17 protein-coding genes are annotated in these 16363 nt (G+C 63.3%); 3 read left to right on the top strand and 14 right to left on the bottom strand.

The genetic code is table 11. The features are described 5' to 3' along the window. Positions 1 to 26: 26 nt before the first annotated feature. Together RY1_RS01590 and RY1_RS01585 are read right to left on the bottom strand one after the other, a co-directional pair. Entirely contained in the window at positions 27 to 599 is a 573-nt protein-coding gene (locus RY1_RS01590) for a pentapeptide repeat-containing protein (RefSeq protein ID WP_072801758.1), read from the bottom strand. A gap of 226 nt (positions 600 to 825) precedes the next feature. Beyond that, positions 826 to 1326: a nitroreductase family deazaflavin-dependent oxidoreductase gene (locus RY1_RS01585; protein ID WP_072801757.1), complete on the bottom strand. Its 501-nt coding sequence runs from the start codon at positions 1324 to 1326 to the stop codon at positions 826 to 828. 203 nt (positions 1327 to 1529) lie between these two features. On the opposite strand from RY1_RS01585, the gene helR reads away from it, so the two are divergent. Continuing rightward, entirely contained in the window at positions 1530 to 3767 is a 2238-nt protein-coding gene (helR, locus tag RY1_RS01580) for an RNA polymerase recycling motor ATPase HelR (protein WP_084727113.1), read from the top strand. After that, positions 3739 to 4533 carry a HugZ family pyridoxamine 5'-phosphate oxidase gene (locus RY1_RS01575; RefSeq protein ID WP_072801756.1) on the top strand — a complete coding sequence of 265 codons (795 nt, stop codon included), beginning with the start codon at positions 3739 to 3741 and terminating at the stop codon, positions 4531 to 4533. The genes helR and RY1_RS01575 overlap by 29 nt, the downstream gene beginning before the upstream one ends. 8 nt (positions 4534 to 4541) lie before the next feature. Here RY1_RS01575 and RY1_RS01570 read toward each other — a convergent pair whose 3' ends face one another. From RY1_RS01570 to RY1_RS01540, 8 genes are all read right to left on the bottom strand, one after another. Continuing rightward, positions 4542 to 5198, bottom strand: a complete 657-nt coding sequence (locus RY1_RS01570; RefSeq protein WP_072801755.1) for a nitroreductase family protein — start codon at positions 5196 to 5198, stop codon at positions 4542 to 4544. Between the two features lie 136 nt (positions 5199 to 5334). Further along, positions 5335 to 6153 carry an ATP-binding cassette domain-containing protein gene (locus tag RY1_RS01565; protein WP_072801754.1) on the bottom strand — a complete coding sequence of 273 codons (819 nt, stop codon included), beginning with the start codon at positions 6151 to 6153 and terminating at the stop codon, positions 5335 to 5337. Between the two features lie 6 nt (positions 6154 to 6159). After that, complete coding sequence (locus tag RY1_RS01560) at positions 6160 to 7218, bottom strand: ABC transporter permease (RefSeq protein WP_072801753.1); 1059 nt, start codon at positions 7216 to 7218, stop codon at positions 6160 to 6162. 63 nt (positions 7219 to 7281) lie between these two features. Beyond that, positions 7282 to 8316: a substrate-binding domain-containing protein gene (locus tag RY1_RS01555; protein ID WP_072801752.1), complete on the bottom strand. Its 1035-nt coding sequence runs from the start codon at positions 8314 to 8316 to the stop codon at positions 7282 to 7284. A gap of 164 nt (positions 8317 to 8480) precedes the next feature. Further along, a complete protein-coding gene (locus RY1_RS01550) occupies positions 8481 to 9809 on the bottom strand; it encodes a hypothetical protein (protein ID WP_072801751.1) in 1329 nt (442 codons plus the stop codon). Further along, entirely contained in the window at positions 9806 to 10216 is a 411-nt protein-coding gene (locus RY1_RS01545; RefSeq protein WP_072801750.1) for a hypothetical protein, read from the bottom strand. Before RY1_RS01545 ends, RY1_RS01550 begins: the two co-directional genes overlap by 4 nt. Then, positions 10213 to 10365, bottom strand: coding sequence for a hypothetical protein (locus RY1_RS30035; protein ID WP_169914525.1), 153 nt, complete (start codon positions 10363 to 10365; stop codon positions 10213 to 10215). Before RY1_RS30035 ends, RY1_RS01545 begins: the two co-directional genes overlap by 4 nt. A 2-nt stretch (positions 10366 to 10367) precedes the next feature. Beyond that, the gene (locus RY1_RS01540; protein ID WP_072801749.1) at positions 10368 to 12254 is read right to left on the bottom strand and encodes a hypothetical protein; all 1887 of its coding nucleotides are present in this window, start codon (positions 12252 to 12254) and stop codon (positions 10368 to 10370) included. Between the two features lie 273 nt (positions 12255 to 12527). On the opposite strand from RY1_RS01540, the gene RY1_RS01535 reads away from it, so the two are divergent. Next, positions 12528 to 13919: an NAD(P)/FAD-dependent oxidoreductase gene (locus tag RY1_RS01535; RefSeq protein ID WP_072801748.1), complete on the top strand. Its 1392-nt coding sequence runs from the start codon at positions 12528 to 12530 to the stop codon at positions 13917 to 13919. A gap of 20 nt (positions 13920 to 13939) precedes the next feature. Here RY1_RS01535 and RY1_RS01530 read toward each other — a convergent pair whose 3' ends face one another. From RY1_RS01530 to RY1_RS01515, 4 genes are read right to left on the bottom strand one after another with little or no spacing between them, the layout of a single operon-like run. Then, complete coding sequence (locus RY1_RS01530) at positions 13940 to 14314, bottom strand: ArsR/SmtB family transcription factor (protein WP_072801747.1); 375 nt, start codon at positions 14312 to 14314, stop codon at positions 13940 to 13942. Next, positions 14311 to 14976, bottom strand: coding sequence for an urease accessory protein UreD (locus RY1_RS01525; RefSeq protein ID WP_072801746.1), 666 nt, complete (start codon positions 14974 to 14976; stop codon positions 14311 to 14313). Before RY1_RS01525 ends, RY1_RS01530 begins: the two co-directional genes overlap by 4 nt. After that, positions 14966 to 15658 (bottom strand): urease accessory protein UreG, encoded by a 693-nt coding sequence (gene ureG / locus RY1_RS01520; protein ID WP_072801745.1) that lies wholly within the window; start codon positions 15656 to 15658, stop codon positions 14966 to 14968. The genes RY1_RS01525 and ureG overlap by 11 nt, the downstream gene beginning before the upstream one ends. Positions 15659 to 15711: 53 nt before the next feature. Beyond that, positions 15712 to 16353, bottom strand: a complete 642-nt coding sequence (locus RY1_RS01515; RefSeq protein ID WP_072802231.1) for an urease accessory protein UreF — start codon at positions 16351 to 16353, stop codon at positions 15712 to 15714. Positions 16354 to 16363: the final 10 nt, after the last annotated feature.

Here is a 16363-nt window from a genome sequence, read left to right as displayed (position 1 = left end):
ACCATCCGAGATGACGAGTGCTGGGCTCAGTCGGTCGTAGTACCGTTCGGAAGAGTGACATCGGTGAGATCGGCACCGTCGAGGACGGCGGCTGTCATCTTCGCTCCCACCAGGTTGGCTTTGCGCAGACACGCATCGGTCAAGTTGGAGCGGGTCAGATCTGCGTCGCCGAGGTAGGCGCCGGTCATGTTCGCTCCCGACAGATCGGCGCCGGCGAGGTTCGCGTGCCCGAGGTAGGTCGATATCAAGAACGCCATCGTAAGGTCGGTAGCTCGGATATCAGCGCGGGTGAGGTATGCACGCGTGAGATTGGCGTCGTGCGCTCGGACGCCAGACAGATCGGCTCGCGACAAGTCCGCGCCTACCAACTCGGCCGAAGTGAGAGTGGCGCCTCTCAGGTTCACGTCGGTCAAGGTGCATCCCGACAGATCCGCTCCTGTGAGATCAACACCGGAGAGGTCGGCGCCTGCGAGGTAAGCGCCGGCAAGATCGGCATCGACGAGCATCACGCTCGGCGCGCTCACTGAACGAAGAACATTCCAGGCCGCGACGTCCGAGCGCAGCAATTCGACCTGGTGATCACGCGTTGCTGGATTCATCGAAGCCCCCTGGTGAATCGGATCGAAACCCGACAGCTACATCTGCACAACCGACAGTGCCGTTACGTCGATCTCGCCGGCCCGTTGGACGGCCGTGTTGCTGAACATCGGAGCAACGGCGACATTCGTCACGCGAATTTCACTGATTGACAGAGAGTTACGGTCCGAGAATTTATCACTGGAGGATAGTTCCCGACCCATCTCGGCAAGTGACCGACTCACCACATCAGGACTTCGGGTCGGAACGCCGATCCTGCTCGAGTACCACCACAGGAATCTCTCGGTCCGTCCAGGATTGATAGTCCGCGAATCCGGAGTAGGCAGTCACCAGCATGGACCACAGGTCTGTTCGTTCCGAGGCTTCGGCAACGCGAGCCACAACCGCGACGTACTCGGTGCCGATCTGTACACGAGCTTCTGGGTGCGCGCGGAGATTTCGGTACCACTGTGGATTCTCTGCCGCACCGCCCTGCGACGCGGCAACCACGATATCTTCGGCTTGCCGTACGTACGCCAGCGGTGTGGTGAACTTACGGCCCGATTTCCTTCCGGTGTGTTCGAGAAGCAATATCGGCACGGGTTTCCTGAACGCGCTTTTCAATCGCCACTGACCCCCAACGCGCCCGCCCGTCGTTCGATACACAAATGCCTGCGCCTTGGATGCGAACTTGACTATACGAGGGGTAAATGGTGAATCGAGATATCTCGGCCGTTTTGGATGAACCATGACGACGCCTCTCCCCCAGGCATTTTCGACTCTCGATGATCTCCCGTGGACTCAGTCAGCGCAGCGCAGTGAACCGGAAGTCGACTAGTCCATCCCCTGTTCCCCTTTCAACTTATATCCGACACCGGGTCTTGTGGCAAGACCCCGTCTGTCCCTCATACTCGTGTGCCGACGCCACGACCAGCAGGAACGAGAGTGATGCAATGTCAGAATCCACAATCGGACATCTCGACTCGGAGCTGGGTGCCGTGCATTCGGATATCAGGAGCACCTTCGATCTACCCGAGCGCCTTCGCCACAAGGCCGATCCGGTGCTGATTGCCCGCGACGAGTCCTTCTTCACCACAGTCGAGAGCACACTCGCGGACTCCATCGCCGAATTGCGTCACCGTCTCGACGCCGCCCGCACCGCCCCCGTCGAGCTGGGACAGCAGGCACTCGAGCGAGACATGGAAGTGCACCGCCTCGAAGCCCGCATCCGTACTCTCCGCCGTTTCGGACTGGACCTGTGCCTGGGGCACACCATCGGATCGGATGATCGGCAGCCTGTCTACATCGGGCGCCTGGGGTTGCTGGACAGTGCAGGAAATCAGCTGCTGGTCGACTGGCGCTCCCCCGCGGCAGAGCCCTTCTTCGGGGCAACGCACGGGCATCCGATGGGACTTGCCCGAAGGCGCCGGTATCGCTGGACGAACGGACGAATCAGCGACTACTGGGACGAGGTGTTCGACGCGAGCGAGCTCGACGGCGACGGTGAACTCGAGAGAGCTGCCCTCGACGATCAGTCTGCGTTCATCGCCAGCCTGGGCGCCAGCCGGTCGACGACCATGCGAGACGTTCTGGGCACCATCCAATCGGATCAGGATGCGATCATTCGTGCTGGATCGGCTGGTGCTCTCGTCGTCGACGGCGGACCGGGGACCGGCAAGACAGTCGTCGCCCTGCATCGCGCGGCATATCTGCTCTACTCGGATCCTCGGCTGCGCCACGGTGTGCTGTTCGTGGGCCCCCACGACCCGTATTTGGCCTATGTCGCGGATGTTCTTCCACGTCTCGGAGAGGAAAGCGTGCACCTGTGCACTCTGCGGGATCTCGTCGCCGAAGGCGCTTCGGCGCGCGAAGAGTCCGATCCGGAGGTCGCTCGGCTGAAGGCATCGGCGGATCTCGTGAAGGCAATCGAAGCGGGAGTGAGGTTCTACGAGGAACCGCCCGGACAGGGAATGACCGTCGAGACCGAATGGGCGGACATCTGGCTCAGCCCCTCCGACTGGTCCGAGGCCTTCGCTGCTCCAGAACAGGGAACCCCGCACAACGAGGCACGAGAACAGATTCGTGACGTGCTCGTCATGATCCTCATGGACAAGTACGACGGCGATGCCCCAGCACACCTGCTTCGAAATTCGTTGGTACAGAACGAGGAACTACGCCTGCAGCTCGACGATGCGTGGATCCTGATCGACGCCGCTGACCTCGTGGCAGACCTGTGGACTGTGCCTGCTTATCTACGAAAATGCGCTCCGTGGCTGACCCCCGCGCAGATCGAGAAGTTGCAACGTCCCGCGCCGACGCAGTGGACACTGTCCGATCTGCCCCTGCTCGACGCGGCGCGAGCGCGTCTCGGCGACCCCGAAATCGCACGACGCGACCGTAGAAACAAGGCAGCTGTCGAGGTCGAGCGTGCGCAGATGGCCCGAGTCGTCGAAGATCTGATCGCGACCGACGATTCCGAGCTTCTCGTGATGTCCATGTTGCGTGGAGACGATCTACGCAACGCCCTGGACGACGATTCTGTGCTCGCGCACCCCGATCCGGACCTGCTTGCCGGTCCATTCGCGCATATCGTCGTCGACGAGGCTCAGGAGTTGACCGACGCCGAATGGCAGATGTTGTTGCTTCGGTGCCCTTCCCGCAGCTTCACGATCGTCGGAGATCGGGCCCAGGCCCGACTCGGATTCGCCGAGACCTGGGAACAAAGATTGACGCGGCTGGGCCTGGACCGCATCGAGGTCGCGTCGCTGACCGTCAACTACCGAACACCCGAGGAAGTGATGGGCGCTGCGGAGCCGGTCATTCGCGAAATGCTGCCCGATGCGAACGTTCCGGTGTCCGTGCGCTCGAGCGGGCGAGCCGTCGTCCACGGGGTTCGATCGGACCTCGATCGAATACTGAAGGATTGGCTCGCCGAAGGGGTCGATGGAACGGCCTGCGTCATAGGAGATTCCACGTTCGAACCGACTGCGCGTATTCGATCACTGACGCCGGAATCGGCGAAGGGCCTCGAGTTCGACCTCGTGGTTCTCGTTGCACCGGAGAAGTTCGGAACCGGGCTCGCCGGTGCCGTCGACCGATATGTCGCCATGACCCGAGCGACGCAACGACTCGTCGTCCTGACCGACTCCGTAGACTTCGCGCATGGCACTCGATCACGGCGACCCCGGTGACGCCCCATCCGTACCCGAGCCACTCATCGATCTTGCATCGGTACCTCGACCCACGCCGGCGGAGGAAGCTCGGACTGTGGTGGCTTCGACCAACATCGCGACTCTTGCGAGTCTGACGGCCGACGGGGATCCGTGGGCGTCCTACGTGACGTACGGACTGGTCGGCGGCTCTCCCGTCCTGTGTGTCTCACGGATGGCCGAGCACGGTCGCAACCTGTCGCACGACCCACGGGCGAGTCTGTCGATCGTCTCCCCCGCATCCGTATCGGACCCTCTGGCGACATCTCGGGTGACGTTGGCGGGCACCGTGGACCGACCTGTCGGCGATGAGCTCTTCGCTGCCCGCACGGCGCACATCGCGGCCGTGCCCGCTGCGAAGTACTACATCGACTACAGCGACTTCACCGTGTGGATACTTCGGGTGGACAGAGTCAGGTGGGTCGGTGGCTACGGCCGGATGGACTCGGCAGCAGGCGCAGACTATGCGTCCGCGTCTCCTGACCCGGTTTCGCCGCACGCGGCGGACGCGGTGGCACATCTCAACGGTGACCACGCGGATTCGCTGCTGGCGATGGCACGAAACCTCGGCGGCTACCCGGATGCAACCGAGGTCTCGTGTTCGTCCGCCGACCGCTACGGCCTCGACCTCAGCGTGGTCACGCCCCGCGGAAAGGCCGTGACTCGAGTGGGCTACGCCGAACCGATCGACAGTGTCGGAGGACTACGTCCGGCGACTGTCGAGTTGGCTCGACGCGCCCGAGGCTGACTGCTCGGTCACCATCTGTCGACGTGCAATACCGAGTCGAGGGGTTCACGCGGTGCGGGCTTGAACGTCTCGCCCGTGAAGTAGGCCGTGGGAAGTAGGGCGGCCTGATGAAAGCCCTCCGGAATCCCGAGCAACTCGGCTACCTCGGCTTCTCGCGAGAGATGCAACGTGGTCCATGCAGTACCAAGACCGCGAGCCCGAGCGGCAAGGGAGTAGCTCCATGCTGCCGGAAGAATCGAGCCCCACAGTCCTGCCTGGTTGCCCGCCGGAAGTTCGACGCCACCGCGAATGCACGGAATCACCAGTACGGGAACCTCACCCATGTGCTCGCCGAGCCATGCCACACTGTTGCCGATCCGTCGCTGTACAGGCCCACGGTCCGGATCGTCGACGAACTGCTTGGCTGCCGACGCCTGAGATGCCAAATACTTCTCGACCTCCTCGCGATAGATGTCGCCGATGCGGGCGCGCAGTGCGGGTTCGGTGACGACCATCCACTGCCATCCCTGACGGTTGGAGCCCGACGGTGCTTGCAGCGCGACCTCGAGACATTCGCGAATCAACTCGAGGGGAACCTCGCGGGTCGTGTCGAGGCGTTTGCGTACCGTCCGAGTCGTGGTCAGAAGCTCGTCGGGGGTCAGGTCGAGAACGGGGTATGACGTCATCGGTCGAGTCTGTCATTACCGGATCGACGTGCGGTTCGCACCCATGTCGGTCGTGCGGTTCGCACCCATGTCGGTCGTGCGGTTCGCGCCCGTGTGCTCGGTGGCCGTGGCGACCGAGCACACGGGCGACAGTGCGCTAGCGACGCAGCTCGTGGGTGAGGGTTTCCAGCTCGTCCCCACCCGCCATCTCCTTGGTGAGGTCGTCGAGGCTGATGTCGTCGTACGTGCAGTCGAGTTTCTGCCGACCACGGTTGAGGAGAACGAAGTGATCCCCGACCATGTATGCGTGATGCGGATTGTGGGTGATGAACACAACCCCGAAGCCCTGCTCCTTGGCAGCGGAGATGTACCGCAGCACCATTCCGGACTGCTTGACGCCCAACGCGGCTGTCGGCTCGTCCAGGATCAGCACGCGGGCACCGAAGAAGATCGCACGGGCGATCGCAACACATTGGCGCTGGCCGCCGGACAGCGAGCCGATAGGTGCGTCGACGTCGGGGAGGTCGATGCCCATCTTGTGGAGTTCTTCGATGGTCGTCGCGCGCATGGCGTTGACATCCAACGACTTGAACAAGCCGCCCTTGCGCAGTTCCTGCCCGAGAAAGAAGTTCCGCCACACCGGCATCAGGGCCACGACCGCGAGGTCCTGATAGACCGTGGCGATGCCCTTGGAGAGGGCGTCCTTCGGTGAATCGAACCGGGTGTCGACGCCGTCGACGAGAAGCTCCCCTTCGGTCTGCTGGTGCAGACCGGCCATGATCTTGATCAGGGTCGACTTGCCTGCACCGTTGTCACCGAGGACGCCGGTGACTTCGCCTGCGCCGACGCGGAGGTTGATACCGGAAAGGGCGATGATGTTGCCATACGACTTACCGACGTTCTTCAGTTCGATGAGGGGTGTACTGCCGCCGCCGGAAGGTGCGGGTTCGACCGGAGTTTCAGCATGAGTGGTCATCTCGGGTCACCTTTTCGCTGCGTAGGTACGGAATGAATTGTTGGCAATGACGGCGAACAGCAGCATCGCGCCGAGGAAGAACTTGAACCAGTCGGGATTCCAACCGGCGTAGACGATGCCCTGGTTGGCCATGCCGAAGATGAAGGCACCGATCATGGCGCCGACGGTCGTACCGAAACCACCGGTGAGCAGGCAGCCTCCGATGACGGCGGCGATGATGTAGAGGAACTCGTTACCGACGCCCTGCCCCGACTGGACAGTGTTGAACGCGAACAGCAGGTGCATGCCGACGAACCAGGCGCAGAACCCGACGAACATGAACAACCCGATCTTGACCTTGGTGACGGGTACACCGATGGCACGTGCCGAATCCTGGTTGCCGCCGACTGCGAAGATCCAGTTACCGATCCGGGTCTTCATCAACACCCACGTGGAGATTGCGGTGAAGAGCAGCCACCACAGGACTGTGATGCGGATGGACACGCCGCCGATGACGAACGAGGACGCGAAGACTTTCTTCGCCGAATCGAACCCTTGCATGTCCGAGATCGAGGGGGTGGCTACCTGGCCGGTGACGAGCTTGGTGACAGCGAGATTGATACCGGTGAGCATCAAGAACGAAGACAGCGTGATCAGGAACGACGGAATCTTGGTCTTCATCACCAGATAGCCGTTGAAGAACCCGACCGCGAGCGCCAACACCAACGCCAGCGCGGAACCGAGCCAGACGTTCAGGTGCAGGTTGTAGGCAATCATCGACGCCATGATCGAGGAGAAGGTGACCGCAACGCCGGTGGACAGATCGAATTCGCCGCCGATCATCAACAGCGAGACGCCGATGGCCATGATGCCGATAGTGGACGACGCGTAGAGGACGGTGGCGAGAGCCTCAGGCGACCGGAACGGTGGTGCGACGATGCAGAAGAAGACGAAGATGACGATCGCGCCGAACAGGGCGCCGATCTCGGGCCGGACCAGCAGCCGCTGAAACGGCTTCTGCTTGCGGACTCGTTCATCGGTGACAACGGTGTGCTTGGACAGATCCAGATCGGCCTGCGTACTCATGAGAAATCCTTCCGTGCTGGAGGCAGTCTGCCCGGCCCGAGACAGGTCGGGCAGACCGCAGTCCTAGCGAGTTCCGTTCTTGGCGTACTCGGCAATGGCGTCGATATTGGACGAGTCGATGAACGCAGGGCCGGTCAGAACCGGCGTGCCGCCACCGATGGTGTTTCCGTTGTTCAGGTACAGCCACAGTGAATCGACGGCCAGGTAACCCTGGAGGTAGGGCTGCTGATCGATTGCCCATTCGACGTCGCCGGACTTGATTGCATCGACAAGAGCGGAGTTGGTGTCGAAGGTGACGACCGTAGCGTCGCTACCGGCATTGGCCTTCGACTGCACAGCGGTGAGTGCGATCGGCGCACCGAGAGCGACGATGTGGTCGATGCTCGGATCCTGCTGGAGCTTCGCGGTGATCGTTGCCTCGACGGACGGCATGTCCTTGCTGTTGACGTTCAGGATCTCGGTGCTTCCACCGGTGAACCCCTTGGTCACGCCCGCGCAGCGAGACTCGAGCGCGACCTGGCCTTGCTCCTGGATGATGCAGAGCGTCTTCTTCGCTCCATCCTGGGTGAGTCGAGCTCCTGCTGCCTCGCCTGCGATCACCTCGTCCTGGCCGAAGTACTGCTGAACGCCCTGCGCCTTCCACGAGTCGTAGCCGGAGTTGAACGCCACTACTGGCACTCCTGCTGCTGTCGCCGCTTCCACTGCCGGCGCCATGGCGTCGGGCTTGGCCAGGGTGAGTGCAATTCCGTCGACCTTGGAGTCGATGGCGCTCTGCACCAGGTTGGCCTGGTTCGGGGCCTCCGGGTCCGAGGAGTACCGCAGTTCGATGTTGTCCTTCGCTGCAGCGGCCTCTGCGCCCTTCCTGATCAGGTCCCAGAAGGTGTCACCGGGTACTTCGTGAGTGATCATGGCGATCGTTGCACGCGGTGTGTCTGCCGTACCCGCGTTGGAGCCGCCCCCCGTGGACTCGGGTGCGCCGCCCGTACTGGAACAACCGGCGGCCACGGTGGCGCACAGCGCCAAACCGATGACGGCGCCTGAGCGCAGCCGGCGGATCGTTCCCGGATTGCCTGTACCGCGACTCGTGTGAAGTGTCATCAATTCTCTTTCTCGACGCCGGACCGAGGATGGCCGGTGGTGAATCAATCGATGTAGCGATCAATATGTAATCCACATCACAGCCTAATGTCAAGCATTTATCCGGACATTAGGAAGTCTTCCCATTTGAAATGTCGGGTCCAGTGACGCGATCGTCGCCTCGGTCAGCCCCCGAAAAGCAAGAACAGGCCGCCGAAAGTGAACCCGACCATCAACACCATCAGTGCCAGTTGACCGGTCAACTGATGTCCGCGGGGCAGCAGACGAAGGGATGCGTCATGGGCAGCCGCCACCCCGAGGACGTGTCCGGCCAGGACGCACAGGACCTTGATGGACGAGACGACACCAGGATGCTCGGACAGCGCGTAAGTCACTTCCCAGCTCTGCTGGCCGAGCAGGTTCCATCCCCGATCGAGCGGATCCAACAACAGGAGGATGGTTGCCTGGCCTTTTTCCACGAGGTAGGTCAGATAATGCGCGAGGACGTATCCGAAAACGATCGGCACCAGAGAATGGACCAGGTGCCCTGGCAATCGCCTGCGTTGCTCGGCATCCACGCCGCCTGTGGCCCGAGCGCACAACCAGAACGAGGCGCCCACGAAACCGATGAGAACGGACAACCCCGCAGTGCGCCACACCATGCTCGCCACGCTGTTCGACGCCATGTCGTCGACGAGGTTGCGCCACGCCGGAAGTTGCGAAGCGCTGTCGAATGCTGTGGACCCCAGTAGCACTGCAACCACCGCGACGGCGCCGGGAAGCGTGGGCAGCGAAGGTAAGCCGTCCAAGGGATTTCGAAGAACGAGGGAGCGATCGGTTCGGTTACGTGCCAATACCGCCAGAGTCGAGACGGTGTCGCTGTATCTTTCGAACGGGTCGGCATTGGTGAACCAGACGTCGCCGAACACTGCCGCTCCGACGAACATCACCACGAGGTAGCCGCAGCACCAGAGTCGGATGGCGGTCATGGAACCGGGATCGGCCGCGGCCAGCTCCAGCCACACGAAGGCAAACAGACCGGCGGCGGCGGGCCATGCGCCCAACCACCGCGGATACTTCGTCACTGACCGCGAGGGGTCGCGGGCGATCGACCTGCACACCGCCGCGTGCACCGTCCTGACCGGAGATACGATCCGCCAGACCGGACCGAGCACCGCCGACGCGACAGGCACACCGACCCAGACGAGGACGTAGAACACACCGGGCAACGCGTTGGAGGCGTTCTGTGGGCCGCTGATCGCGACCCAGACGACGAACGCGGCGAATGCCAGCGCCGCCGTGCGCACGGCCGCGCGAGTTGCGCAGGCATCGACAGTCCGAGTGATGCTGCTCGGCAATCGAACCCAGAAATGCGTCGGGTCGAGACGGGGGGTTCGCCAGGCGAGGATCAGGACTGCGAACGAGATGGACAGCGCCCACGCTCCCCCGATCAGAACGAAGGTGACCGGGAGTGGCAGATCGGTAGATCCTCCTAGCCCGTGGGCAAGAATCACGGCCTGACTACAAGTGTGGCGATCGTGCGGTCCGCATGATGGAGCTCGAGTGCCACCTGGCCCGGAACCTCGACGGTGAATTCGAAGGACTGCCCCTCGGCGGCCTCGATCTCGAAAGAGTGCTCGGGGACAGAGTGAACGTGCAGCTCGTCCGAGGTGTCGCTGTCGACGGTGACCGTGATCTCCTCGCCCACCGATGCGTCGTACCGCACGTTCGTGGGCGTGACCGATCCGTTCTCGATCCGTACGTCGACAGTCAGCCCGGAGGGTTCGGAGAGATCTTCCGATGCAGGACTGGCGACACTGTCGGTGATGGTTGTGTCCGCCGCGTTCGGCTCTGTGGAGCACGCAACCGAAAGAGCAAGCGCAGCAGTGATGATCACCGCCAGGTGGGCCCCGGCTCTCATGAGTCCTCCTCGTCGTTCTCGCGCCGCTCCGCCCGACGATCCCGGCCGACGACGAACAGCACGACGGCCACGATCACGAATGCAGGGATCAGGGCGGGCAGAGCAAGTACGACCGAGTGGTCGGCCAGGTACACGGTGTCCGCAGGCATGCTCATATCCGACTCGGCGTCGACGTGGATCGGCGGTTCCGCAATGCATGTCGAGGAGTGACCGAACTGATCCGGACCGTTCCCCACGACAACGCCCACACGAGCAGAAGCGTGCACACGAGCACCGTCAGCGATGCAACGGCGAAGAGCCACGTCGGATGGTCGAAGCTCCGTTCACGTTGAAGCAGTGTGATTTCCGAGACGAGACCACGCGTGAATGCGGGCTCTGCGGATACCTCGGCCGCGCCGATCCCAGGATCTGCTGCCATGAAGATCGGTGCCGCAGTCAGTGTCCGGCCGTCGTGCACACGCAGGACCGTCTTCCATGAGCCGTCGACGGGAACGGGCCTGGTCGATCGGTATGTTCCCGGACCTGTTCGCTCCAGTTGGTCGACGACCAACCCTCGCAAGCTCGCCCCGCCGCCCTGCCACGCGAGGATGGCGACCCACTCGGGGTCGTCGCCGACCAGATCGGCTGGATCCACGGTGACTTCTGCTGTCACCATGCGGAACCCGTCGACCTGCCCTGCCTCCGCCAGACGAACCGAGGCCGTGGCATCGGAGGGGACGTCGAAAGTCAGACCGTTGGCGACGGTGGCTCCGAGAGCCACGATCATGGCCAGCACGACGCTGCGGCGCAGCGCCGGCCGCGGGAGGCCGTCACCGCTGAGGGCCTGCGCGAACAGGCCGGCGCAGAGACCTGTGGTGACGCCGACGGGGACGGTCATCCACAGTGTGTCGACCCACATGCTCGTCGTCCATGGAAAGACGTAGACCGCGTCGATCCACAGCGATTCGAGCCAGACTCCGATCGTTCCGACCGCGAGCCCTGCCACCGCACCGAACAGCAGTCTGCGTTTGGCGAGTGGCGTGAGCGCGATCGCTTCGACGACGACGGCTGCGCCCAGGTACAGCGCGAACACGTTGTGCGGTTCGCCCAGAATCGGTCCGACGACGATCGCGGTGATCTCGCGGATCACCGCCGCGAAACCCACCGCGAACAGTGCGGCGCCCGGACCGACCATGAGGCGTGCGGCTACCAGAGCGAAGGCACCGGCGCCCACGATGAGCATCGGCTGAAAGATCAACTGGAACTGCTCGACGCCGAAGTCGAACTCGATCTGGAACACCGACAGACCGATCAGCAGACCACCGAAGGCCGAACCTCGGATCACCCACGTGAGTATCGGGCTCTTGTGCCACCGAGGATCAGGTCCGTCCGCGGCGGAACCCATCGAAATGCGTCCCTCGTGTTCGAGCAGAATCACTCCGACCAACGACAATCCGGCTCCGCCGATCAGCATCAGATGCGTCGGCCCCCACAGGGTGACGTCCTGCCCGAACATCCGATGCCAGATGTCGTCGAGCGGGAACCCGATGAGGGCGTAGAGGCCTGCACCCGCGATGAGGATGCCGCCCGTCGGTACGTACCAGGTTCTGGTCAGCTTGACAGCCGCCCGCCCGGGCTTCTCGTCCAGCGGCAGGATCATCGCCAGAGCACCCGCGATGAACAGGAAGAACAAGCCCACGAGGATGAAGTAGTGGGCGGGGTTGGCCAAGGGGCCCTCGTCCCGGCCGCGGCCGATATGCAGGCTCACATCCCAGATGAACCCGAGGAACGCCGTCAGGATCGTCGAGATGAACAAGACGAGGGGCAATGCGGCCCAACCGGGGAGGTTCGCCTTGGATCCGGCGAAATCCGCGAGGCGGCCCAACCAGGTGATTCTGCGCGTACGGTGCAGAAATGCGAGGTAGAGAAGCCCCGCCGAGATGACCCCGGCGGCTGCACTCATCCCGAAAACCTGGTCGAGAGCCGCTCCCCCTCCCTCGGCGGCAAGGGTATCGACGGACATGTTGAGGTTACCGGAGGTAACACTTATCTCGAACATGGTCAGAGTATGAACCTCCGGACGGGGAAAAACCAGACTTTGCTCGGAACCGTCGCGACGGGTGAAACCGACCGCGCTTCTGAAGCGATCAAGAAGCGATCAAGGGCGGCGCTCACGGTTACCGCTGACACACCGTGAGTAGGTACTGCAGGTCAGCCCCTGTGCGCGAAGGATCGAAGCGCGACCGAGGCCTCCACATGGGAACCTTGCGGAGACGCCTGAATCGATGGCGGCTACCGTTGTACCGACATCTCAATCTCTAGGGAGCAGGTAATGAGCATCCAACCGGTCGAATCGAAGCGTCATCACGTCGTTGTCATCGGTTCCGGATTCGGAGGTCTTTTCGGCGTCAAGGCACTGAAGAAGGCCGACGTCGACATCACACTCGTCGCCAAGACCACCCATCACCTCTTCCAGCCGCTGTTGTACCAGGTGGCCACCGGCATTCTGTCCGTCGGTGAGATCGCGCCAACGACGCGAGTGATCCTGCGCAAGCAGAAGAACGCCGAGGTCCTGATGGGTGAGGTTCTCAACATCGACCTCGCCGCCAAGACGGTGACATCCAAATTGCTCGAACGCGTCACCGTGACGCCTTTCGACAGTTTGATCGTTGCTGCGGGCGCCCAGCAGTCCTACTTCGGCAACGACCACTTCGCCGAATTCGCGCCCGGAATGAAGACGATCGACGACGCGCTCGAGCTCCGCGGCAGAATCCTCGGCGCCTTCGAGCAGGCCGAGCTGTCCGACGACCAGGAAGAGCGCGACCGTCTGATGACGTTCGTCGTTGTCGGCGCCGGTCCGACCGGTGTCGAGTTGGCAGGACAGATCGCCGAGCTCGCCGACCGAACCCTCGACGGTGCGTTCCGCAACATCGACCCACGCGACGCCCGCGTGATTCTTCTCGATGCGGCGCCCGCGGTACTGCCCCCCATGGGCGAGAAGTTGGGCAGAAAGGCCGCCGAACGGCTCGAGAAGCTCGGCGTCGAGATTCAGCTCAACGCGATGGTCACCGACGTGGACAACGACGGTCTCACCGTCAAGGAGAAGGACGGCACCCTGCGGCGGATCGAAGCGCAGTGCAAGGTGTGGTCCGCGGGCGTGCAGGGCAGCCCGCTCGGAAAGCAATTGGCCGAACAGTCGGAGTCGGAGACCGATCGCGCCGGTCGCGTCATCGTCGAGCCGGATCTGACCATCAAGGGCCACCCCAACGTATTCGTCGTCGGTGACCTGATGTTGGTCAAGGACGTACCGGGAATGGCGCAGGGTGCCATTCAGGGTGCCAACTACGCGGCGAAGCAGATCAAGGCATCGCTCGCCGGCAGTGATCCCACGCAGCGTCAGCCGTTCAAGTACTTCGACAAGGGTTCGATGGCGACGGTGTCGCGCTTCAATGCCGTGGCCAAGGTCGGAAAGCTCGAATTCGGTGGCTTCATCGCGTGGGTCATGTGGTTGGCGTTGCACCTCTACTACCTCGTCGGTTACCGAAGCCGCATCACGACGGTCATCTCGTGGTTCGTGACGTTCCTCGGTCGCGGACGCGCGCAGATGGCGTCCACGGAACAACAGGTGTTCGCGCGACTGGCCATCGAGCAATTGAACTCGTTGGAGTCATCGGGATCGGCGAACCTCAACAAGGTCGAGCAGCAGGAGAAAGCTGCGGGCTGATCTTCCCCGACGTATCGGCGTCACTCCTGCACGTGATGTGCATGGGTGGCGCCGACTTCGTGTAGCAGAGTATGCACTACATCGTCGTCGAGGCGATACGTCATCTTCTTGCCGTCACGTTGCACCGCGACCCATCCTTCGTTTCTGAGGAGTCGTAGTGCGTGCGATACCGACGTCGCCGACATTCCGAGCGCCGCAGACAGATCCGACACGCAAATCCCCGGTGCGCGGTGCATGCACAGCAGGATCCGCAGTCGCGTCGGGTCGCCGAGCAAGTCGAACCGCTGAACCCAGACACCGAGATCGTCCACGGCGTCGAGGGCGGCACGCGCCTGCGCCACGTGTTCCGGATCGAACGGCTCGGTCGAGTCCTTGTCGACGGGCGCACTGTTCATGACAGCAACGGTAGTGCGTCGAGACGGGGCCCGGTCGAAGTCGTCAGAGTTCCACCGCCGGCAAGCGGCATCCGCACCGCCGAGCTCCCCACCGCCGCCGCGACACGAGTGTCGGGAAACATCACGCTGCTGCACAATGCCATCGGCGCGGATATCGCATCATGGCCCACCGTCCCTGCACCCAGTTCGACGCGGTGTCGAAGGTGCGGCACGCCACCGATATCGGTCCGCATGGTTCCGTGCCACCGGCCTGCGTGCTCGCCTGCCCTCCCGATCTGTACCCGTTCTCGGTAGTCGACGGTCGCGTCGGCGGCGAACGCGATGTCGGTGAGAGTTCGGTGAACGGCGTTGCCCGCCACGATCATCGGTTCGGGATCGAAGACCAGCACTCCCCCCTCGTCGACGACGAACAGCCATTCCGCCGACGACTCGACCTCGGCGCCGCCGGGAAGAGCGACCGACGCCGCGACGCTGCGAACCGTCAGTCTGGCCCCTGCGCCGACGACGATCCGGATGCTCATCTCGTCTCCGCCCAGCGGTGTCGCGGCAGTACCGATCATGTGGACGGTGTCCGGCCCGGTGAGGCGTCCGCTCAGTCCTCCGACCGATCTGATTCGCGGACTACGGTCCGCGGACGCCTCGATGGTGAGCTCAGTGCGCATCGGCGGCGGCCGACTCCTTCAGCTGCGATCGCACCCATTCGAGCACCAACGATGCGGACGGGTCGTCGGTCAGCGAGATCAACGCGGTCGGACGACCCTCCCGGACGCGCACGGCGTCGTTCTCCATGACAGTCAGATCCGCCCCCACGAACGGCGCCAGATCGGTCTTGTTGATCACCAGCAGGTCGGAGAACGTCACTCCCGGTCCCCCCTTACGCGGAACCTTGTCACCACCCGCGACGTCGACGACGAATATCTGCACATCGATCAGGCCGGACGAGAACGTGGCGGTGAGGTTGTCGCCACCCGATTCCACGAGAATCAGATCCAGCGGCGGATTGCTCTCGACCAAGTCGTCGATCGCGTCGAGATTGGCCGTGATGTCGTCGCGAATCGCAGTGTGTGGGCATCCACCGGTCTGTACGGCAGTGATGCGCCGATCGGGAAGAACCGCGTGCCTGCGCAGGAAGTCGGCATCCTCGGTCGTGTAGATGTCATTGGTCAGTACCGCCAAGGACAGCTCGTCTCGTAGCTCACGGCACAACGCCGCCACCAGCGCGGTCTTGCCCGAGCCGACAGGCCCGCCGATCCCGACGCGCAGCGCTTCCCCGGGAACGCGGGCGCGTTTGGGTCGGTCGAGACCGTGTTGGTGGGGCTCACCGTCGATGAGATGCGGGGGCATGGTTGCCGCCTTTCGTGTCGAGAGATACTTCGATGTCAGGATACGAACAGAGGTCAGGATACGAACAGTGGACGTTCGCGTAAGGCGTGTGATTCCGACAGCACGTCGAGCAGCGGATCGGACAGATCGATCAGCGCAGGTAGTTCCGCGCACACCTGATCGGTGACCTCGTTGCAGATGCGAGCCAGCCGCAAGGTGCACGCAGCCACCTCGGAGGGATCGAGCGCAAGCAACCGCTGTGCTGCGATGGCTGCGCCCGTCATGGTCGTGTAGATCTGGACCGATGCCAGGTCCTGCCCCGTGAGCCCCACTACTCGACCTACCACTCCGGCCACCACCGGCAGGTGAGGGCGACGCCCGAGCGCGGCCCAATCGTGTTCCGGCCATGTAGTTGTGGCCAGCCGAAGCAAACCTCTCCCCTGTGCGCGCGAGCTGCGGCGCGCGGCGGGCGACGGGGTGCGAGCGTCGGTCTCCGCTTCGGCGGCAGTCGCGTTCAGGAAGCCGGCGCAGACCGCGGCCGCGATCGACGCGGCGACGGCACCGCTCGTTCGCAGTCGCCGCGTCAGAAATGCCTCGACGGTCGGAACGTCTCGAACGAGCCCTTGTGCGATGGCTTCCTCGACTCCGCCGGAATGGACGTGCCCGCCGGTCGGGAGACGAGAATCCGCCAATGTCAGAACGGTCGACACCTGCATGGCCACCGCA

This window comes from Rhodococcus yunnanensis NBRC 103083, assembly GCF_001895005.1.
GTDB lineage: Bacteria > Actinomycetota > Actinomycetes > Mycobacteriales > Mycobacteriaceae > Rhodococcoides > Rhodococcoides yunnanense.
The sequence above is the reverse complement of the archived record's forward strand: the minus strand, read 5'-3'. Positions and strand labels throughout refer to the sequence as shown.